Origin of the sequence: Thermosynechococcus sp. PKX82, assembly GCF_031583255.1 — a bacterium.
Lineage (GTDB): Bacteria > Cyanobacteriota > Cyanobacteriia > Thermosynechococcales > Thermosynechococcaceae > Thermosynechococcus.
The window spans coordinates 1,156,729-1,170,495 of record NZ_CP134169.1; the positions used below are offsets into that span (position 1 = coordinate 1,156,729).

Annotated in this window: 18 protein-coding genes; 8 read left to right on the plus strand and 10 right to left on the minus strand. The window is 53.7% G+C overall.

Translation table 11 applies throughout. From position 1 onward, the window contains the following. Nucleotides 1-9: 9 nt before the first annotated feature. On the minus strand, nt 10-99 hold the full coding sequence (petN, locus tag RHH53_RS05505; RefSeq protein ID WP_011056671.1) for a cytochrome b6-f complex subunit PetN: 90 nt from the start codon (nt 97-99) through the stop codon (nt 10-12). Nucleotides 100-193: 94 nt separating this feature from the next. Here petN and RHH53_RS05510 point away from each other — a divergent pair, with 94 nt between their 5' ends. Together RHH53_RS05510 and RHH53_RS05515 are read left to right on the plus strand one after the other, a co-directional pair. Continuing rightward, the gene (locus RHH53_RS05510; RefSeq protein ID WP_310744210.1) at nt 194-661 is read left to right on the plus strand and encodes an ankyrin repeat domain-containing protein; all 468 of its coding nucleotides are present in this window, start codon (nt 194-196) and stop codon (nt 659-661) included. Further along, nucleotides 658-2,442, plus strand: a complete 1,785-nt coding sequence (locus tag RHH53_RS05515) for a mechanosensitive ion channel domain-containing protein (protein WP_310453432.1) — start codon at nt 658-660, stop codon at nt 2,440-2,442. The genes RHH53_RS05510 and RHH53_RS05515 overlap by 4 nt, the downstream gene beginning before the upstream one ends. Here RHH53_RS05515 and RHH53_RS05520 read toward each other — a convergent pair. From RHH53_RS05520 to lipB, 3 genes are all read right to left on the minus strand, one after another. Next, complete coding sequence (locus RHH53_RS05520; protein WP_302679057.1) at nt 2,439-2,948, minus strand: cupin domain-containing protein; 510 nt, start codon at nt 2,946-2,948, stop codon at nt 2,439-2,441. The genes RHH53_RS05515 and RHH53_RS05520 overlap by 4 nt on opposite strands. Then, a complete protein-coding gene (locus RHH53_RS05525; RefSeq protein WP_315862901.1) occupies nt 2,929-3,912 on the minus strand; it encodes an RNA polymerase sigma factor, RpoD/SigA family in 984 nt (327 codons plus the stop codon). Before RHH53_RS05525 ends, RHH53_RS05520 begins: the two co-directional genes overlap by 20 nt. A gap of 220 nt (nt 3,913-4,132) precedes the next feature. Further along, nucleotides 4,133-4,813 (minus strand): lipoyl(octanoyl) transferase LipB, encoded by a 681-nt coding sequence (gene lipB, locus RHH53_RS05530; RefSeq protein ID WP_206201412.1) that lies wholly within the window; start codon nt 4,811-4,813, stop codon nt 4,133-4,135. A gap of 160 nt (nt 4,814-4,973) precedes the next feature. Here lipB and hpf point away from each other — a divergent pair, with 160 nt between their 5' ends. Continuing rightward, nucleotides 4,974-5,591: a ribosome hibernation-promoting factor, HPF/YfiA family gene (gene hpf / locus RHH53_RS05535; RefSeq protein ID WP_302679058.1), complete on the plus strand. Its 618-nt coding sequence runs from the start codon at nt 4,974-4,976 to the stop codon at nt 5,589-5,591. 58 nt (nt 5,592-5,649) lie between these two features. On the opposite strand, the gene RHH53_RS05540 is transcribed toward hpf, so the two are convergent. The 3 genes from RHH53_RS05540 to RHH53_RS05550 all read right to left on the minus strand — a co-directional run bounded on the left by RHH53_RS05540 (nt 5,650) and on the right by RHH53_RS05550 (nt 7,218). Beyond that, a complete protein-coding gene (locus RHH53_RS05540; protein WP_310438419.1) occupies nt 5,650-6,156 on the minus strand; it encodes a hypothetical protein in 507 nt (168 codons plus the stop codon). A gap of 85 nt (nt 6,157-6,241) precedes the next feature. Beyond that, nucleotides 6,242-6,934: a HEAT repeat domain-containing protein gene (locus RHH53_RS05545; RefSeq protein ID WP_206201415.1), complete on the minus strand. Its 693-nt coding sequence runs from the start codon at nt 6,932-6,934 to the stop codon at nt 6,242-6,244. A 152-nt stretch (nt 6,935-7,086) separates the two neighbouring features. Next, nucleotides 7,087-7,218, minus strand: coding sequence for a photosystem II protein Y (locus RHH53_RS05550; protein ID WP_149817644.1), 132 nt, complete (start codon nt 7,216-7,218; stop codon nt 7,087-7,089). A 140-nt stretch (nt 7,219-7,358) separates the two neighbouring features. Here RHH53_RS05550 and RHH53_RS05555 point away from each other — a divergent pair, with 140 nt between their 5' ends. Further along, a complete protein-coding gene (locus RHH53_RS05555; RefSeq protein WP_302676536.1) occupies nt 7,359-8,555 on the plus strand; it encodes a pentapeptide repeat-containing protein in 1,197 nt (398 codons plus the stop codon). An 8-nt stretch (nt 8,556-8,563) separates the two neighbouring features. Here RHH53_RS05555 and rodA read toward each other — a convergent pair whose 3' ends face one another. Further along, nucleotides 8,564-9,832, minus strand: a complete 1,269-nt coding sequence (rodA, locus tag RHH53_RS05560) for a rod shape-determining protein RodA (RefSeq protein WP_206201417.1) — start codon at nt 9,830-9,832, stop codon at nt 8,564-8,566. A gap of 146 nt (nt 9,833-9,978) precedes the next feature. Here rodA and RHH53_RS05565 point away from each other — a divergent pair, with 146 nt between their 5' ends. Further along, nucleotides 9,979-10,695, plus strand: a complete 717-nt coding sequence (locus RHH53_RS05565; RefSeq protein WP_206201418.1) for a pyridoxine 5'-phosphate synthase — start codon at nt 9,979-9,981, stop codon at nt 10,693-10,695. Here the strand turns inward: RHH53_RS05565 and RHH53_RS05570 are convergent. Together RHH53_RS05570 and RHH53_RS05575 are read right to left on the minus strand one after the other, a co-directional pair. Beyond that, nucleotides 10,685-11,146, minus strand: coding sequence for a YbjN domain-containing protein (locus RHH53_RS05570; RefSeq protein WP_206201419.1), 462 nt, complete (start codon nt 11,144-11,146; stop codon nt 10,685-10,687). The genes RHH53_RS05565 and RHH53_RS05570 overlap by 11 nt on opposite strands. Nucleotides 11,147-11,171: 25 nt before the next feature. Then, nucleotides 11,172-11,609, minus strand: coding sequence for a hypothetical protein (locus tag RHH53_RS05575; RefSeq protein ID WP_206201420.1), 438 nt, complete (start codon nt 11,607-11,609; stop codon nt 11,172-11,174). 195 nt (nt 11,610-11,804) lie between these two features. Between RHH53_RS05575 and RHH53_RS05580 the strand changes: the two genes are divergently transcribed. The 3 genes from RHH53_RS05580 (at nt 11,805) to RHH53_RS05590 (ending at nt 13,686) form a co-directional block, all read left to right on the plus strand. Then, nucleotides 11,805-12,413 carry a DUF3038 domain-containing protein gene (locus RHH53_RS05580; protein WP_225901665.1) on the plus strand — a complete coding sequence of 203 codons (609 nt, stop codon included), beginning with the start codon at nt 11,805-11,807 and terminating at the stop codon, nt 12,411-12,413. Beyond that, on the plus strand, nt 12,413-13,087 hold the full coding sequence (locus RHH53_RS05585) for a DUF4335 domain-containing protein (RefSeq protein WP_206201421.1): 675 nt from the start codon (nt 12,413-12,415) through the stop codon (nt 13,085-13,087). The genes RHH53_RS05580 and RHH53_RS05585 overlap by 1 nt, the downstream gene beginning before the upstream one ends. A 65-nt stretch (nt 13,088-13,152) precedes the next feature. Continuing rightward, on the plus strand, nt 13,153-13,686 hold the full coding sequence (locus tag RHH53_RS05590) for a gamma carbonic anhydrase family protein (protein ID WP_310454311.1): 534 nt from the start codon (nt 13,153-13,155) through the stop codon (nt 13,684-13,686). The last annotated feature ends 81 nt before the right edge of the window (nt 13,687-13,767 follow it).

The window sequence follows — 13,767 nt, forward strand, 5'->3', positions numbered from 1 at the left end:
CCTAGGTGGCTACATGCCGTGGCGACCCCACACCACAAAGGCGATCGAGAGCGTAAAGACACTGAGAACACCCACCCAACCGAGCGTGATAATATCCATTGCATGCGATCCTGAACTCAATGCAGACCTCATTTTAACTCAGATAGATTATCTTTTCTTTATTAGAGGCAGGCTACAGGCAATGACGCAGGGAATGACAGCAATTGAAACCGCCATTGAGCAAGGAGACCTGACCGCTGTCCACGAGGCGATCGCCAACGGTATCGAGTTGAAAACGGAAGCGCTGGCACTGGCAGCAGAACTGGGGCACACGGAGATTGTCAATGCCCTGATTGTCGCCGGCGTCGATGTTAACCAAGGGGACAGCGAGGGTTGGACACCATTGATGGCTGCTGCCGGCGGTGGACATACCGCCATTGTGGAGAAACTGTTAGCCGCCGGTGCCAATGTCAACGCTCAAACGACCTTTGGTTTGACCCCCTTAATGGCCGCAGCAGCCAAAGGAGAGACGGCTACGGTCAAACAACTGATTGCAGCAGGTGCAGATCTCAACGCCAAGGATCAGAATTCTTGGACAGCTTTGGTGTGGGCGTTGGATGGAAAACATGCCGACGTGGTGGCAGTCATTAAAGCCGCTCGCGCACAATCTTTAGGACCATGATGAAGTACCTCAGTTTATTTTTAGCAGCAGCCCCTTCAAGTATTCTCATTGCTCAACTGGCGCGAACTCAACGGCTGCGGGTCGCGCTCATTGAAGCGGCTCAAATTGTGGGGATTGTTGGCATTGCGATGCTCACGGACTGGCTGCTGCTGAACTTGGGGATTCATCAACTGCAACAGCGGCTTGACCAAAAAGCCAGCCAACAATCCCAGCCTTGGCTCTCCCTTGGCGCTAGTCTATTGCGCCTGACGCTGCGGATTTTACTCTGGGCACTCGTTTTATCTTGGATTCTGCAATCGGTTCAAAGTCTTTCCCCTTGGCATGAGCGCATCGATAGCACGATTCAGTTTCTCCTCAAACGGGTGGCCGTGGTGTTTAACACCCCCTTTATGGAGTTGGGGCGGACGCAAATTACCCTAAACTTTCTCTTTTTAATTCTCTTTCTCTCCCTCGCAGTGATTTTTACCTCCCGCTGGGTGAGCGAGTGGCTCAAGAGTCGGATTCTCATGCAGTTACGGGTGGATCGCGGTAGCCAAGAAACCATCACCCGTGTGGTTAGCTATAGCCTCAGCTTTATTGGCTTTATTGTTGTTCTACAAACCGCGGGCATTGACCTCAGTTCCCTGACGGTGTTAGCGGGGGTCTTGGGGATCGGTTTTGGTTTTGGTTTGCAAACCCTCGCCAGTAACTTTATTAGCGGTTTAGCGATTTTGTTGGAACATCCGATTAAAGTCGGCGATTTTATTGAAGTGGATGGCCTGCTGGGCACGGTGGAGAAAATTTCAATTCGCGCTACGATTATCCGCACCAACGATAGCCAGTACGTGATTGTCCCCAACAACCGCTTTATTGAAAAGAACGTCGTTAACTGGAGTTACGGTAGTCCCGATAGCCGTATCCATATCCCTGTGAGTGTCGCCTATGGCAGTGATACGGTTCTGGTGACCGAAGCGCTCCTCAGTGCCGCCCGTCAGGATCCGCGCGTCCTGCTCACCCCACCCCCCAGCGTTTGGTTTCGCGGTTTTGGCGAGAATGCCTACCTCTTTGAACTACTGGTGTGGATTAACCGCCCCCAAGATTCTGAACCCATTAAAAGCGCCCTCAATTTTCTCATTGAGCAGGAATTACGGCAGCGGCAGATTGAAGTGCCTTTTCCCCAGTTGGATTTGCGGTTGCGCGACTTGGGGGAACTGCGCTCCTTGGCTCATTACTACCACCGTTCTGTGGCCAGTGTGCCCGAAACCGCAGCGGTGAGTGAGCCAGTAGCTCCTGAAATGGTCAAAACCGAACCCTCCCTTGCTGATCTACTGCGCAATATCAGTTGCTTTTCCTGCTGTTCCAATGCGGAATTGCAAATGCTGATTGAGTTGGGCAATCGTCAATTTTATGGTGTGGGGGAAATTATCTGCTCTGAGGGCGATCCGGGGGATGCCTTTTACATTGTCCTTGAGGGATCAGTGGAAGTGCGCTCTGAGCAGTTGGATCAAATCTTAGCCACCCTCTATGAGGGCGATTTCTTTGGCGAAATTTCAGTGCTAACGGGAATGCCGCGATCGGCCACAGTGCGGGCGTTAGAAGAAACAGTTCTATTTGTGGTGCATCGTTCAGCGGTACAGCGCCTGCTGCAAGCTCAACCCCAATTGGCGGAAGAGATTGCCCACGAGCTAGCGGCACGACAACAGGTTCTCCAAGAACTCGGCCTCGTGAACTCCCAAGAAATCAAAAGCCTGCCCCCCTTGCAGTGGATTCGTCGCCGCTTGCAAACGCTCTTTAATGTCTAGGGCGTCAAGCGTTCAATTAATCTCTGGTGCTGAGGAAACTGCTGCTGCAATTGCTGGCGATCGCCCAATTCAAAATCGCGAAAGTCAAATCCCGGCGCCACCGTACACCCCACAAGACTAAAACTGTCTGGCGCATCCACCGTTGCTCCAAACCATGCTCCCGCTGGTACCACCTGTTGCCATTGCTCCCCCTGATCGATATTCATCCCCAAGCGCAGGGGCTGATACTCGCCCGTTGGTAGAATCACATGAATCGTCAGGCTACTGCCCGTGTAAAAGTGCCACAGTTCATCACTGGCAATGCGGTGCAGTCGCGAACAGGCCGTGGAGGGGAGCAAAAAGTAAATACTCGTACAGTAGGGGCGATCGCCCCCCTGAAAACCTGAAGGCAAAACCGCTGCGGGAATACTCCCTGCTGAGCGATAGACCTCACGGAAATAGCCCCCCTCTGGATGGGGTTGCAGATCAAGCGCCTCAATCCACGCCTTAGCTGGCCAAGTATTCATACATTTGCTGGCGCCGCCGCCGCAGATGATCAAGGGCTTGCCGCTCCAGTTGCCGCACCCGTTCACGGCTGAGGTTGAGTTGTTCACCCACCTTAGCAAGGGACAGCTCTTGGCCATTCCCTAACCCGTAGCGCAGGGTGAGGACTTGCCGTTGTTGCGGGGTAAGTTCCGCCAGCCACAGGTTGACATCATCGCGGAGGGACTCCACCGTAGTAAATTGCTCTGGCGAAAGACTGTCATCCTCGAGCAGTTCACCGAGTTCAGTGTCCTGATTGTCCCCAACGCGCAGATCAAGGGAAACGGGTTGGCGCGCAAGGGTCAGGTATTCACGAATTTGCTCCGGTTCGAGTTCTAGGGCTGCTGCCACCTCAGCAGGGGTTGCACTCCGTCCCAATTTTTGCGCCAATTCGCGTTGGGTGCGTTTGATCTTGTTCAGCTTCTCGGTAATGTGGATGGGCAGCCGAATGGTTCGCCCCTGTTGGGCGATCGCCCGCGTAATGGCCTGACGAATCCACCAGTAGGCATAGGTAGAGAACTTATAGCCGCGCGTGGGATCAAACTTTTCCACACCGCGTTCAAGGCCAAGGGTGCCCTCTTGCACCAAGTCCAGCAATTCAAGGTTGCGTTTTTGATACTTCTTGGCCACCGAAACCACCAGCCGTAGGTTGGCTTCAATCATTTTTTGCTTGGCGCGTTCGCCGCGCTTAAGGAGATTGCGCAATTCCGCCGGCGTGAGATGAGAGGCCGCCGCCCATTCTTCAAAGGTTGGTTCACGTCCCAGTTCCTTGGTGAGAGCCTCGCGTTTTTCCCGCAGTGCCATCATTTGCTGCACTTGTTTACCCAGAATAATTTCCTGCTCATGGGTCAGCAGCGGCACGCGTCCAATTTCCTGTAGGTAGGTGCGCACCATATCGGTGCTAACAGTGGGTGTAGGGGATGGGGTTTTGGAAGCGGAGTTCATCATAGCAGCACAGATTCTAAACAGTATTTGGCAAGGAAGAATGTAGATAAAAGATTTATCGCGATGAAGATGACGACTCGCACTGATAAAGCTGAGGTTCCTATAGCGTTAGCCTAGCAGGTGAGAGGGAGTTGGCCTGTATCCTAATCTACTTAGACTTAAATTGTGCCCCGAAAGTTGCCAATTCATAACAGCCGATTCCTGAAATAAAGATTAAAGTTTGTCAACTAGAGATGGGGATCAGGAGATCGGCAAGGGCTTTGGGGGCAAATTCGAGGGCAAAAACACGGCCAAAGGCCGTCACAAACTGCTGGCGCACCTCCTCTAGGGTAATGTTGGCACAAAACTGCCGTAGGTTCCCGACGGGGCGATCGCCAATGCCACAGGGGACAATGCGCCCAAAGCCCTTTAGATCGTTCACCACATTGAGGGCAATGCCGTGGAAGGTAATCCAGCGGGTCACCTTGATCCCAATTGCGGCCACCTTGTACCCCTCTACCCAAACACCTGTAAGGCCAGCAACGCGCTCCCCTTTAATGCCATAGTGCCCTAGGGTTTGAATCACAACTTCCTCCAACTGGTGGAGATACCAATGCAAATCGCAGCGGTGGCGGCGTAAATTCAAAATCGGGTAAGCCACCAATTGGCCGGGGCAGTGGTAGGTGACATCGCCTCCGCGCTCAATGCGCAAGACCTCAATGCCAGTAGCCACAGGATCAAAGTGAAGGTGGGCGGTGGTTGCCCCTTGACCAAGGGTGTAGATGGGGGGATGCTCCAAAGTGAGCAGGACATCTCGGGCAGTGGGATTGTGGCAGCGCTCAGCCACCAGTTGCTGTTGCCAGCGCCAAGCATCGCGGTAGGGAATGATCCCCAAGGCACAATGCCAACCAAGGGCAGTTTTCATAGGGGGTGCCAGATTGTCAAGAGCTAGAGGATAAGAATTATCACAGAACACGAATAAAGGTGAAGAGCGGCAGCACACCCTGTAATCGCCGATACGGAGATGTTAGGGTGGAAGTAGATCAGCCTTAGATGTATCTGTTTTGCTCAGGGGAGGCAACCCTATGAGGCTAGTGATTCATGGTAAAAACATTGATATTACGGATGGCATTCGCAGCTATGTGAACCAAAAAATTGAGCGAGCCACCCATCATTTCCAAAATGTGATTAATGAAGTTGATGTGCATCTTTCCGTTGCCCGTAACCGTAGCACCGCTCCCAAACAAACTGCTGAAGTGACCCTCTTTGTCAATGGCTCCATCATTCGCGCCGAAGAAAGCAGTGAAAATCTCTACGCCAGTATTGATCTCGTTGCCGACAAAATTGCGCGCAAACTCCGTAAACTCAAAGAAAAACGCCAAGACAAGTCCCGCGCTAAAGACACCAATAGTGTGGTGGAGCCCGCAGTGGTGACCGACTTAGTGGGCGATCGCACCCCCCAACTGCCCGAACAAGTCGTGCGCATGAAATACTTTGCCATGCCCCCCATGAGTATCCAAGAAGCCCTTGAGCACCTAGAAATGGTGGATCACGACTTCTATGTCTTCCGCAATCGCGATACGGGAGAAATTAACGTGGTCTATGAACGCAATCATGGGGGCTATGGGGTGATTCAACCCCGCCCCACCTCCCAAGAAAATCATCACCCTGCGGCTAAACCCATGGCTAAGGCAGCACCCTAGAACCACACTCAAACAGCAATCACAAAAGGGATGCCCTCTGCCTCTGGTTTTCCTGCTGCTAGGGGCGGAGGGTGAGTTGCCACTCTTGGGTCTGGCGATCGCGCTGAAGTTCGCTATTTTCACCAATCACATAGGGTCCCCAGTAGCGTTTGGAGCCATCCAGCGTGAAAGCAAGGACAATATCCCCTGACTGAAGTGCCAGCTTGCCCTCTGGCAGCGTTAATAGTAATCCCTTAATACTGCCCTCCATGGGGGCAAAATCCCAGTGAACTGCTCCTTCATTAGGATGGGCGCGATCGCTGGCAGCGAGCAACACCACGCGCACCGGAAAGGCCGTTTGATTACTGATGCGTAGCCCATTCGGTTGCGGGTTGGCTGGCGTTTGGGGAGGGGGTAAGGGCTGAACAGTAGTGGTTTCTGGTTCTGCCTCGACAATGGGGGGCGGTTGGGTCAGCAGGTCTGGCTCCCACCAGAGCGCAAAATGTAGTTGTGAAAGAATAATCGCACCCACCACCCCGACCAGCACTGCCACGAGGTAAGGAAGAAATTTAATTCGGATAGACATAGAGATAGGTTACTGCGGATGCCGCGCCTTTCTTTCCAGTTTAGAGAGTTGTGGCAGAAACCGCAGTGGGCAAAAAAGTTTGATCTCAATTGCCAGGGCCCTGAACTTCGGAGGAAAGTCGCTCTTGCAAGCGTTGCAAAGAAATCTGGGCTGCCGTCGCCACATGGGGATGCTCATCTTTAGCGAGGTATTCCAAAGCGGCTTGGGTTTTCGGGCTAGGGAGATTGCCCAGAGCTTCAGCGAGCCGTTGCCGTACCAACCAATCCTCTGTGGTCACAAAGGGCAAAATATCTTCGACAACACTGGGATCGCCAATTTCCCCCAGAGCGGCGATCGCCCCTTGGAGCATCACGACTTCCTGACTTTTCAGCGCCGAGCGCAATACATCCACCGCGCGGGGATCCTTAAGATTGCCCAGCGCCACAGCAGCACTAAAGCGCACTAACCAATCGGTGTCTTCATAAAAGGCGCGCACTAGCGGTTCAAAGGCACGCCCATCTTCGAGATAGCCCAAGGCACCCGCAGCATCGGCACGAATACCATAATCCGGTTCACTCTCGAGCAACTGCACCAGAATGTCAAAGCACTCCGGTGTGGATTTAACCCCAAGGGCAAACACAGCCATTGAGCGAATCTGTAGATTTTCGTCCCAAAGGACTTTTTTAATCAGGGGTACGGCATCCGCAGAGGGGACATCCCGTAGCGCGGCTAGCGCCAGCAGGCGATCGCGGGAATTGGGACTTTCCAGTTGATGGGCAAGCTGTTCGAGGGAAGGCATGGCAGTAACCTGAAAGCTAATTTACAAAAGTTAACAATATACTTCCTATTATAAAAAAGTCTCCCCAAAGTAAAACCAAGATCACACTCGGTCTGGTTCCTTGGGGAGCGCTTGCCCAACAATTCCACAGAGGATACAGCCGTATCAATGTCCTAGGCTGCTTTGGCTTTTTGCAGGAGCTTTTGAAACTGCTTGACAGCATAGGGCAGAATGTTACGAACTGCCCAACCCGCAGCCAGTAGGACAGGTAACAGGACAATCAGGACACGCCAATCCATACCCATAACCTCCCAAAACGTTTTCTGAAAACTTTATGAATTATTGTACAGCCTTCTCTAAGGGGAGAAGGGGAACTTTCTATGGATGTAACGAAGAAAAATCTGATTATGATTGGGTTAATTCCTGAACTGTAGGCCAAATCCTGATGGGCGAAGACAAAATGACCCTCCGTGACAACCAAACGGCGGCTGCTTTGCGTCTCAGTAAAGTGTTAGCCGCTCGTAATCGTTGGCGCACGGGTTGGCAGTCTCTGCGTTCGGTGTTGATGCCGATCGCCATGGTCACTGTCTTGCTGGCTTGGGGACTCGATTGGGATGCGGTGGGTGTGGTGGCTGCTTTGGTGCTGGGGGGACTGAGTTTCCCCTTGGTCTGGACTTCGACCTATCACTGGTTTACTGAAGATCTCACGGAACAGCAACGGCAGTTCATTTTGGCCTCACTGGGCCTGAGTTTGACGGTGGTGGCACTCATTGCCATGACTGGCGCCATGGACTGGATTCGAGGACGCTTTCAAGGTACGAATTGGGATGCGGTGGGGGCACTGGCGGAGGGCTTCGGTGCTTTGGGACAGATTTTGGTGGCGCTCTTGGCCGCCTATGTGGCTTGGCGACAATACGTGATCTCGCGGGATTTGACGACGCAACAAAACCGCATTACCCAACAGCAAACGATTGACAGTTATTTCCAAGGGATTGCCGATCTCATTCTTGACGATGAGGGATTATTGGAGGATTGGCCGCCGGAGCGGGCGATCGCCGAGGGACGCACTGCTGCCATCTTGGGGGGGCTCGATGCCGAAGGCAAGGCCAAAATCATTCGCTTTTTGTCAGGCGCAAAGTTACTCTCGCCGCTGAAGCGCGATCGCCGACTGGGACGGGCGATTTTTGATGGGCTGGGTGGCTATGAGGAAGACATTGAGTATGGTGTGCGGGTGATTAACCTTGGCAGCATGCTAGCGGGCGCTGATCTCAGTGGTACCGATTTGCGCTGGACCGAATTGAGTGATGCCAATCTCACAGGCACCCTCTTTCGCAACTGTAATTTGACACGAGCCAACCTAGCAGGGGCAATTTTGCAGGGGGCGGATTTCACCAATGCCGATCTCAGTCGGGTTCGCTTCTTTTATGGCACCGCTGATCAGGCCAGCCCCCGCGATCGCCTGCATCCTCCCAACTTTCGCACTGGGGCGCAGACAGGTGCAGTGGTCGAGGATGTCAACTTTACCAATGTCAAGAACCTCTCCGAAGAACAACGCTACTATTGCTGTGCTTGGAGTGGTAGCCGTTCCCGTGAAACGATTCCCGGTGGCTGTGAGGGCATTCCGAATAAACTAGGACGCTAGCGCCTCGGTTAGTAGCGCGATCGCGGGCGATGATTCGCCACGGAGAGCACCATCCCTAAGCCAAGATAGGTCGCCAGCAGGGCTGAGCGGCCATAACTCACCAGCGGTAACGGCATTCCTGTCACGGGGAGCAGACCAATGGTCATGCCAATATTCACCACCACTTGAAACAGGATCATGGCAAATAGACCGATCGCCAGCAACGAGCCAAAGTCATGACCGGCACTATTGGCAATTTGCAATAAGCGCAAACCGATTAACCAAAAAAGGCATAGGAGAACTAAACTGCCAATGAAGCCCGTCTCCTCAGCGATCGCTGAAAAAATAAAGTCTGTATGCTGTTCGGGAATAAATCCCAACTGGGTCTGGGTGCCTTGAAAAATGCCCCGCCCCCATAGCCCACCAGCACCAATGGCAATCCGCGATTGAATCAAGTGGTAGCCAGCCCCAAGGGGATCCTTGTCGGGGTCAAGAAACATGAGAATACGGGTTTTTTGATAGTCCTTGAGCACGCTCCAAAGCAGCTGCCCCAAGCCAGCCCCCCCGAGATTGAGCACCAGCCCCCCCAAGCCACCGACCCAGCCCAAGGGCAAGCTCCGCCAAGCGACGACGGCCATCGCCAGTGTCCACACCAACCAGAGGATCAGGTTCAGTTGGTAGGGCAGAGGCAGGGCAACGAGAATCGCTGCCACCAAAGGGGAAAGCATCAAGACAATCCAGCTGCCGGGGGTATTCGCCCAGTAGAGCATTGTCAATGTAATGGCAATGAAAACAAGAGACGTGCCCAAATCCGGCTGCGTCAAAACTAGGAAAAAGGGGGGGGCGGTGGCTGCAAAGACACTGAGAATGCCCTTCAGAGAGTGGCCTGAAATGCGGTGCAACAGCGCCGCTTGGGTAAGAATGAGGGAGATTTTGGCAAACTCCGAGGGTTGCAGGTTAAAGCCGCCAATCGCCAACCAGCGCTCTGCTCCCTTGGCCTCGACCCCCACGAGATCAACCGCTAGCAGCAGGGCACAGCTCAGGCCGTAGATGACCCAATGACTGCCCATAAAGACCGATTCCGGAACGCGGGCAAGGATCAGGGCAAGCATCGTACCCATCCCCCCCACCAATAAATGCTGGAGACTATCGTTTTCCTCTAGGTGTAGTTGACTACTGTGGATGAAGACCGCCCCAATGACCGTGGTTGCCCAAACAGCCCCTAACAGCAGCCAATCCACGCCTCGCCATGGATAAAACCAGCCAAAAGTCCGCCGTCGGGGTACTCGCCAAGTCATCAGCCACTGTCCTGTCTCTCCTAGGGGGTTAGTCTATCGGCTGGCTCAAAAGGTTGCAAACGGCCAGCGCGGACAACCGACATGGCACCTTGCCTTGGTGTATTATCCGAAAGGTTGGGCTTCTATTCCGACAAGGAGCGATCGCAGTGGCAACCCTAGGGGTCAACATTGATCATGTGGCAACGATTCGCCAAGCGCGGCGCACAGTTGAACCCGATCCCGTAGCCGCAGCCGTTTTGGCAGAACTGGGGGGAGCTGATGGCATTACCGTACATCTGCGGGAAGATCGTCGCCATATTCAAGAGCGGGATGTGCGCCTGCTGCGGCAAACGGTACGCACCCATTTGAACCTAGAGATGGCTGCCACTTCCGAAATGGTGGCGATCGCCCTTGACATTCGGCCAGATTACGTGACGTTGGTACCTGAGCGGCGCGAAGAAGTCACCACCGAAGGGGGGCTAGATGTGGTGGGTCAGCGGCAACCCTTGACCCAAGTGGTGCAAACGTTGCAAGGCGCAGGAATTCCTGTGAGTTTATTCATTGACGCGGATCCGGCCCAACTGGAAGCCGCCGCTAAAACCACGGCTCAATTTATTGAACTGCACACTGGTCGCTATGCCGAAGCCAAGGGGGAAGCGGCGCAACAACAAGAGTTAGCAATTTTAGCTCATGGTGTCCAACAAGCAAAATCCTTAGGCTTGCGGGTGAATGCAGGCCATGGCCTGACCTACACCAATGTGGGGGCGATCGCCCGCCTTGAAGGCATTGAAGAACTCAATATTGGCCACACGATTATCAGCCGCGCTGTTCTTGTGGGCATGGTGCAAGCCGTACGGGATATGAAAGCCCTCATTAGCTCTTAAACTCAGCCCTGAGGGCGTCATCATAGTCATCAGCGAGTGTCGCCACAATCGTAATTAGGCGGGAAATTTCACCCGCAGTAATCCCCCCTAGGGTGCGGGTAGCCACGACTTGGACTTGGTCTTCAGCAATGGCAAAGTGTGCCTCGAGGGTGGTGAGCCAGTTCAACGTCAGGAGCTTACGATAGAGTGCCAATTCATCCGCTACGGGCAGAGGCAGTACCGGTGACCAAATGGTGAGAAAGTCTTCCGCCGTATGGCCACTCAACTGCACAAAGACCTCGGCACTGCCATAGCGAAACATCCAAATTTTGCCACTGTCCGTTTGGCCAACGAGGGGGGCGCCCCCCTGATGGAGACTAGAAATCACCGTTTCAATAATCTCAACCGCATTTTCTAGGGGCGTGTCAAGGGATGCTGCGGGGATGGGCTGCACTTCACTGACCATGGTCATTCCTTTCGTGAATCAGGACAACTTGTTAGAGGACTTGGTGGGTGTAGGCGTGTTGTTTGACATTGTCGGCAGCGGTAACGATACGCTCGGAGTTGAGCACCCGTTTGCGTTCTGTGGAGGTATTAAAGTTGCGGTAAGTCTCGCCAAGGGGAATATGGCGGGTACTTTGGGGACGGGCAATGTAGGTGCGTGCGGCTGCTGCAAGGCGATCGCCATAGTCATCACACAGATGGGCACTGGGGGGAAACTGCTGCTGCACTTGCTGCGGATCTTGGGCTGTACCATAGGTGAGGGCATGGGCTTCACTATAAGAAGTGGGCAAGCCATGGAGCAAGGCTTCCAACGCCGCTGAGGGAATCGGCTCAATCACCTCTACGGGCTGGAGTTTTCCCTCCACCTGCACAAAACAATGAGCGAGTCCAAGCACCACATAAGCTTCTGGGGGGGGAATCTCTTGACTCATTGCAACCTCACAATCATGTGGTTCTCCTCAAGTCTAGCCTGCTTTTCGAAAAATCAGCGCAGTGGGCAACATATAAAAAGAGGCGGCAGTCGTCAGTGGAGAAACGGCTAAGATCGTTTAGGCCTATTTCACCATGAGTCCTGTCATTATTGCTGTATAGTGAGCACTCTAGAGAGTATGGAAACGGCAAACTCAATGCCAGCAACAATCGAATCCCCTGAAGTTGAGCTATTACCTCCGATGTTGGCAGCACTGCCCGACCCCCAAGGGGTGAGTGTGTGTCCTCGGCGGGCACGTTGGCAATTAGACTTATTGTTGCTTGCCCTAGAGTGCGTTGATTTGCATGCCTCTGAGTTGATGTTGCAAGTGCTGCGAGATCTGCAACTGCAAGTGATGATCCCCAATCGGGTCGTATTTTGGCAAATTCGCTGCACCAATCCCTTTCGCCAAATTACCCAGCGTACCCCCTTGCCCTTAGCGGAAACAAAGGCACTCACCGCAGTGGTTGTGCAAGTGGCGCGGCGGCAGACGGCAATCCTGCGGCATTTACTTTTGGTGTTGGATCAATTGCAGGCGCAAAATTTGCCCCCGGAAACCTATGCCCCCTTGGCGGAGTATTTAGACCGCTTTCGCCGCCATTTTCGCAAACGCATGAACCTCCAGCGATCGGGTCTCTTTCTCTACAAAAATAACCAAGCCCTCAATGAGTTGGGTCTAAAGCTGTTGGCACAACTTCTGCTCTGTGCAGGCACAAAGGGCATGGAACGCCTTTGGTTTAGTTTATTTGATGGGGAAGTAAGTTAATGCTGCTGCAACGCCAGTATTCATTGCCCAATTGCACACTGCGAATTGAAGGGCTGAGTGGTCAAGCCGGCGCAGAGCAGTTGGATATTGTCACCCTCTGCGAGTGGGAGATTATTGGCCAGAATCAGCGGGTCAAGGGCGGGAAAGAATTCCTTGTGGCATTGCTCAATAGTGTGCCTGCAGCAGCGCAAACGTGGTTGAGTGGTGTTAAGTTACGGCGATCGCCCCAGTACCCGATTCAGGTCGAGATTCAGGCCTCTAATCAGGTAGTGCTGCATATTCCCCGCCAGCTATTGCAAGGCTCGCCTACAGAAAATGCCGATACCCCTGCCCAGAATGGCGCTGGTGAAACCCTAGAAGTGCAGCTCACTTGGTTGCAGCTAGCGGATTTAGTGGAGGCATTGGATCAACTCTGTAGTGATAGCCAAACACTGCCTACCCTGATACCAACATTCCATTCCCTCCCCCGGCAGGCGATCGCCCCTGCTGTGCCTTTGCGCAAACAACTGATGCCCTTGGGGATTGGCGCTGCTAGCTTAGCCGTCATGGCTGCGATCTTTTTCCATCTACCAGTGCCCGAACGCCGTCCCCCCCGCGAGGAAGCCGTGCCCCCCACCGCCGAAGCCGTCACACCCTCACCGGCACCCACGACACCAGCAACCCCGAATCCGTAAGCCCATTTCAGGCCTACCCGCAATTTGGCAACTGTCGTTTAGCTTTTTGATGCTTGGAATCAACCATGGTAATCACTGCCCCTAGTGCTTTTTGGCCCCCCGTTGCCAGCGATCGCGCTGCCTTTATTGCCCCCAATGCCACCCTTGTTGGCGATGTCCGCTTGGGTGAAGGCTGTAGCATTTGGTATGGCGCTGTTTTACGCGGTGACGTGGCGTACATCGAGATTGGTGCCCACACCAATGTTCAAGATGGCGTCATCCTCCATGGTGATCCGGGACAACCCACGATCCTTGGGGAAGAGGTGACGGTTGGGCATCGCGCGGTGATTCATGGCGCAACCGTGGAAGATGGCTGCTTAATTGGCATTGGCGCCGTGATTCTCAATGGCGTTCGAGTTGGAGCGGGCAGTATTGTCGGTGCAGGGGCAGTGGTGAGCAAAGATGTCCCCCCCCGCTCTTTGGTTGTGGGCATTCCCGCTAAGGTGGTGCGGGAAGTGAGTGACACTGAGGCCGCCGATCTACGTCAGCATGCCCGTAAGTATGCACAACTGGCCCATGTCCACAACGGCACAGGCACTGATCTAGGGTTCCATCCCTAGAGGTTGCATCCAAGGCTGTCCTACACTGATTCCGACGGTGTTGGCTGTTGGCCATTCTTAGGAAAAGGGCTGTCATCTGCT

Coding starts and splice junctions, on each gene's coding strand:
- petN (WP_011056671.1), bottom strand. CDS start 99: ATGGATATTATCACGCTCGGTTGGGTGGGTGTTCTCAGTGTCTTTACG.
- RHH53_RS05510 (WP_310744210.1), top strand. CDS start 194: ATGACAGCAATTGAAACCGCCATTGAGCAAGGAGACCTGACCGCTGTC.
- RHH53_RS05515 (WP_310453432.1), top strand. CDS start 658: ATGATGAAGTACCTCAGTTTATTTTTAGCAGCAGCCCCTTCAAGTATT.
- RHH53_RS05520 (WP_302679057.1), bottom strand. CDS start 2,948: ATGAATACTTGGCCAGCTAAGGCGTGGATTGAGGCGCTTGATCTGCAA.
- RHH53_RS05525 (WP_315862901.1), bottom strand. CDS start 3,912: ATGATGAACTCCGCTTCCAAAACCCCATCCCCTACACCCACTGTTAGC.
- lipB (WP_206201412.1), bottom strand. CDS start 4,813: ATGAAAACTGCCCTTGGTTGGCATTGTGCCTTGGGGATCATTCCCTAC.
- hpf (WP_302679058.1), top strand. CDS start 4,974: ATGAGGCTAGTGATTCATGGTAAAAACATTGATATTACGGATGGCATT.
- RHH53_RS05540 (WP_310438419.1), bottom strand. CDS start 6,156: ATGTCTATCCGAATTAAATTTCTTCCTTACCTCGTGGCAGTGCTGGTC.
- RHH53_RS05545 (WP_206201415.1), bottom strand. CDS start 6,934: ATGCCTTCCCTCGAACAGCTTGCCCATCAACTGGAAAGTCCCAATTCC.
- RHH53_RS05550 (WP_149817644.1), bottom strand. CDS start 7,218: ATGGGTATGGATTGGCGTGTCCTGATTGTCCTGTTACCTGTCCTACTG.
- RHH53_RS05555 (WP_302676536.1), top strand. CDS start 7,359: ATGGGCGAAGACAAAATGACCCTCCGTGACAACCAAACGGCGGCTGCT.
- rodA (WP_206201417.1), bottom strand. CDS start 9,832: ATGACTTGGCGAGTACCCCGACGGCGGACTTTTGGCTGGTTTTATCCA.
- RHH53_RS05570 (WP_206201419.1), bottom strand. CDS start 11,146: ATGACCATGGTCAGTGAAGTGCAGCCCATCCCCGCAGCATCCCTTGAC.
- RHH53_RS05575 (WP_206201420.1), bottom strand. CDS start 11,609: ATGAGTCAAGAGATTCCCCCCCCAGAAGCTTATGTGGTGCTTGGACTC.
- RHH53_RS05580 (WP_225901665.1), top strand. CDS start 11,805: ATGCCAGCAACAATCGAATCCCCTGAAGTTGAGCTATTACCTCCGATG.
- RHH53_RS05585 (WP_206201421.1), top strand. CDS start 12,413: ATGCTGCTGCAACGCCAGTATTCATTGCCCAATTGCACACTGCGAATT.
- RHH53_RS05590 (WP_310454311.1), top strand. CDS start 13,153: ATGGTAATCACTGCCCCTAGTGCTTTTTGGCCCCCCGTTGCCAGCGAT.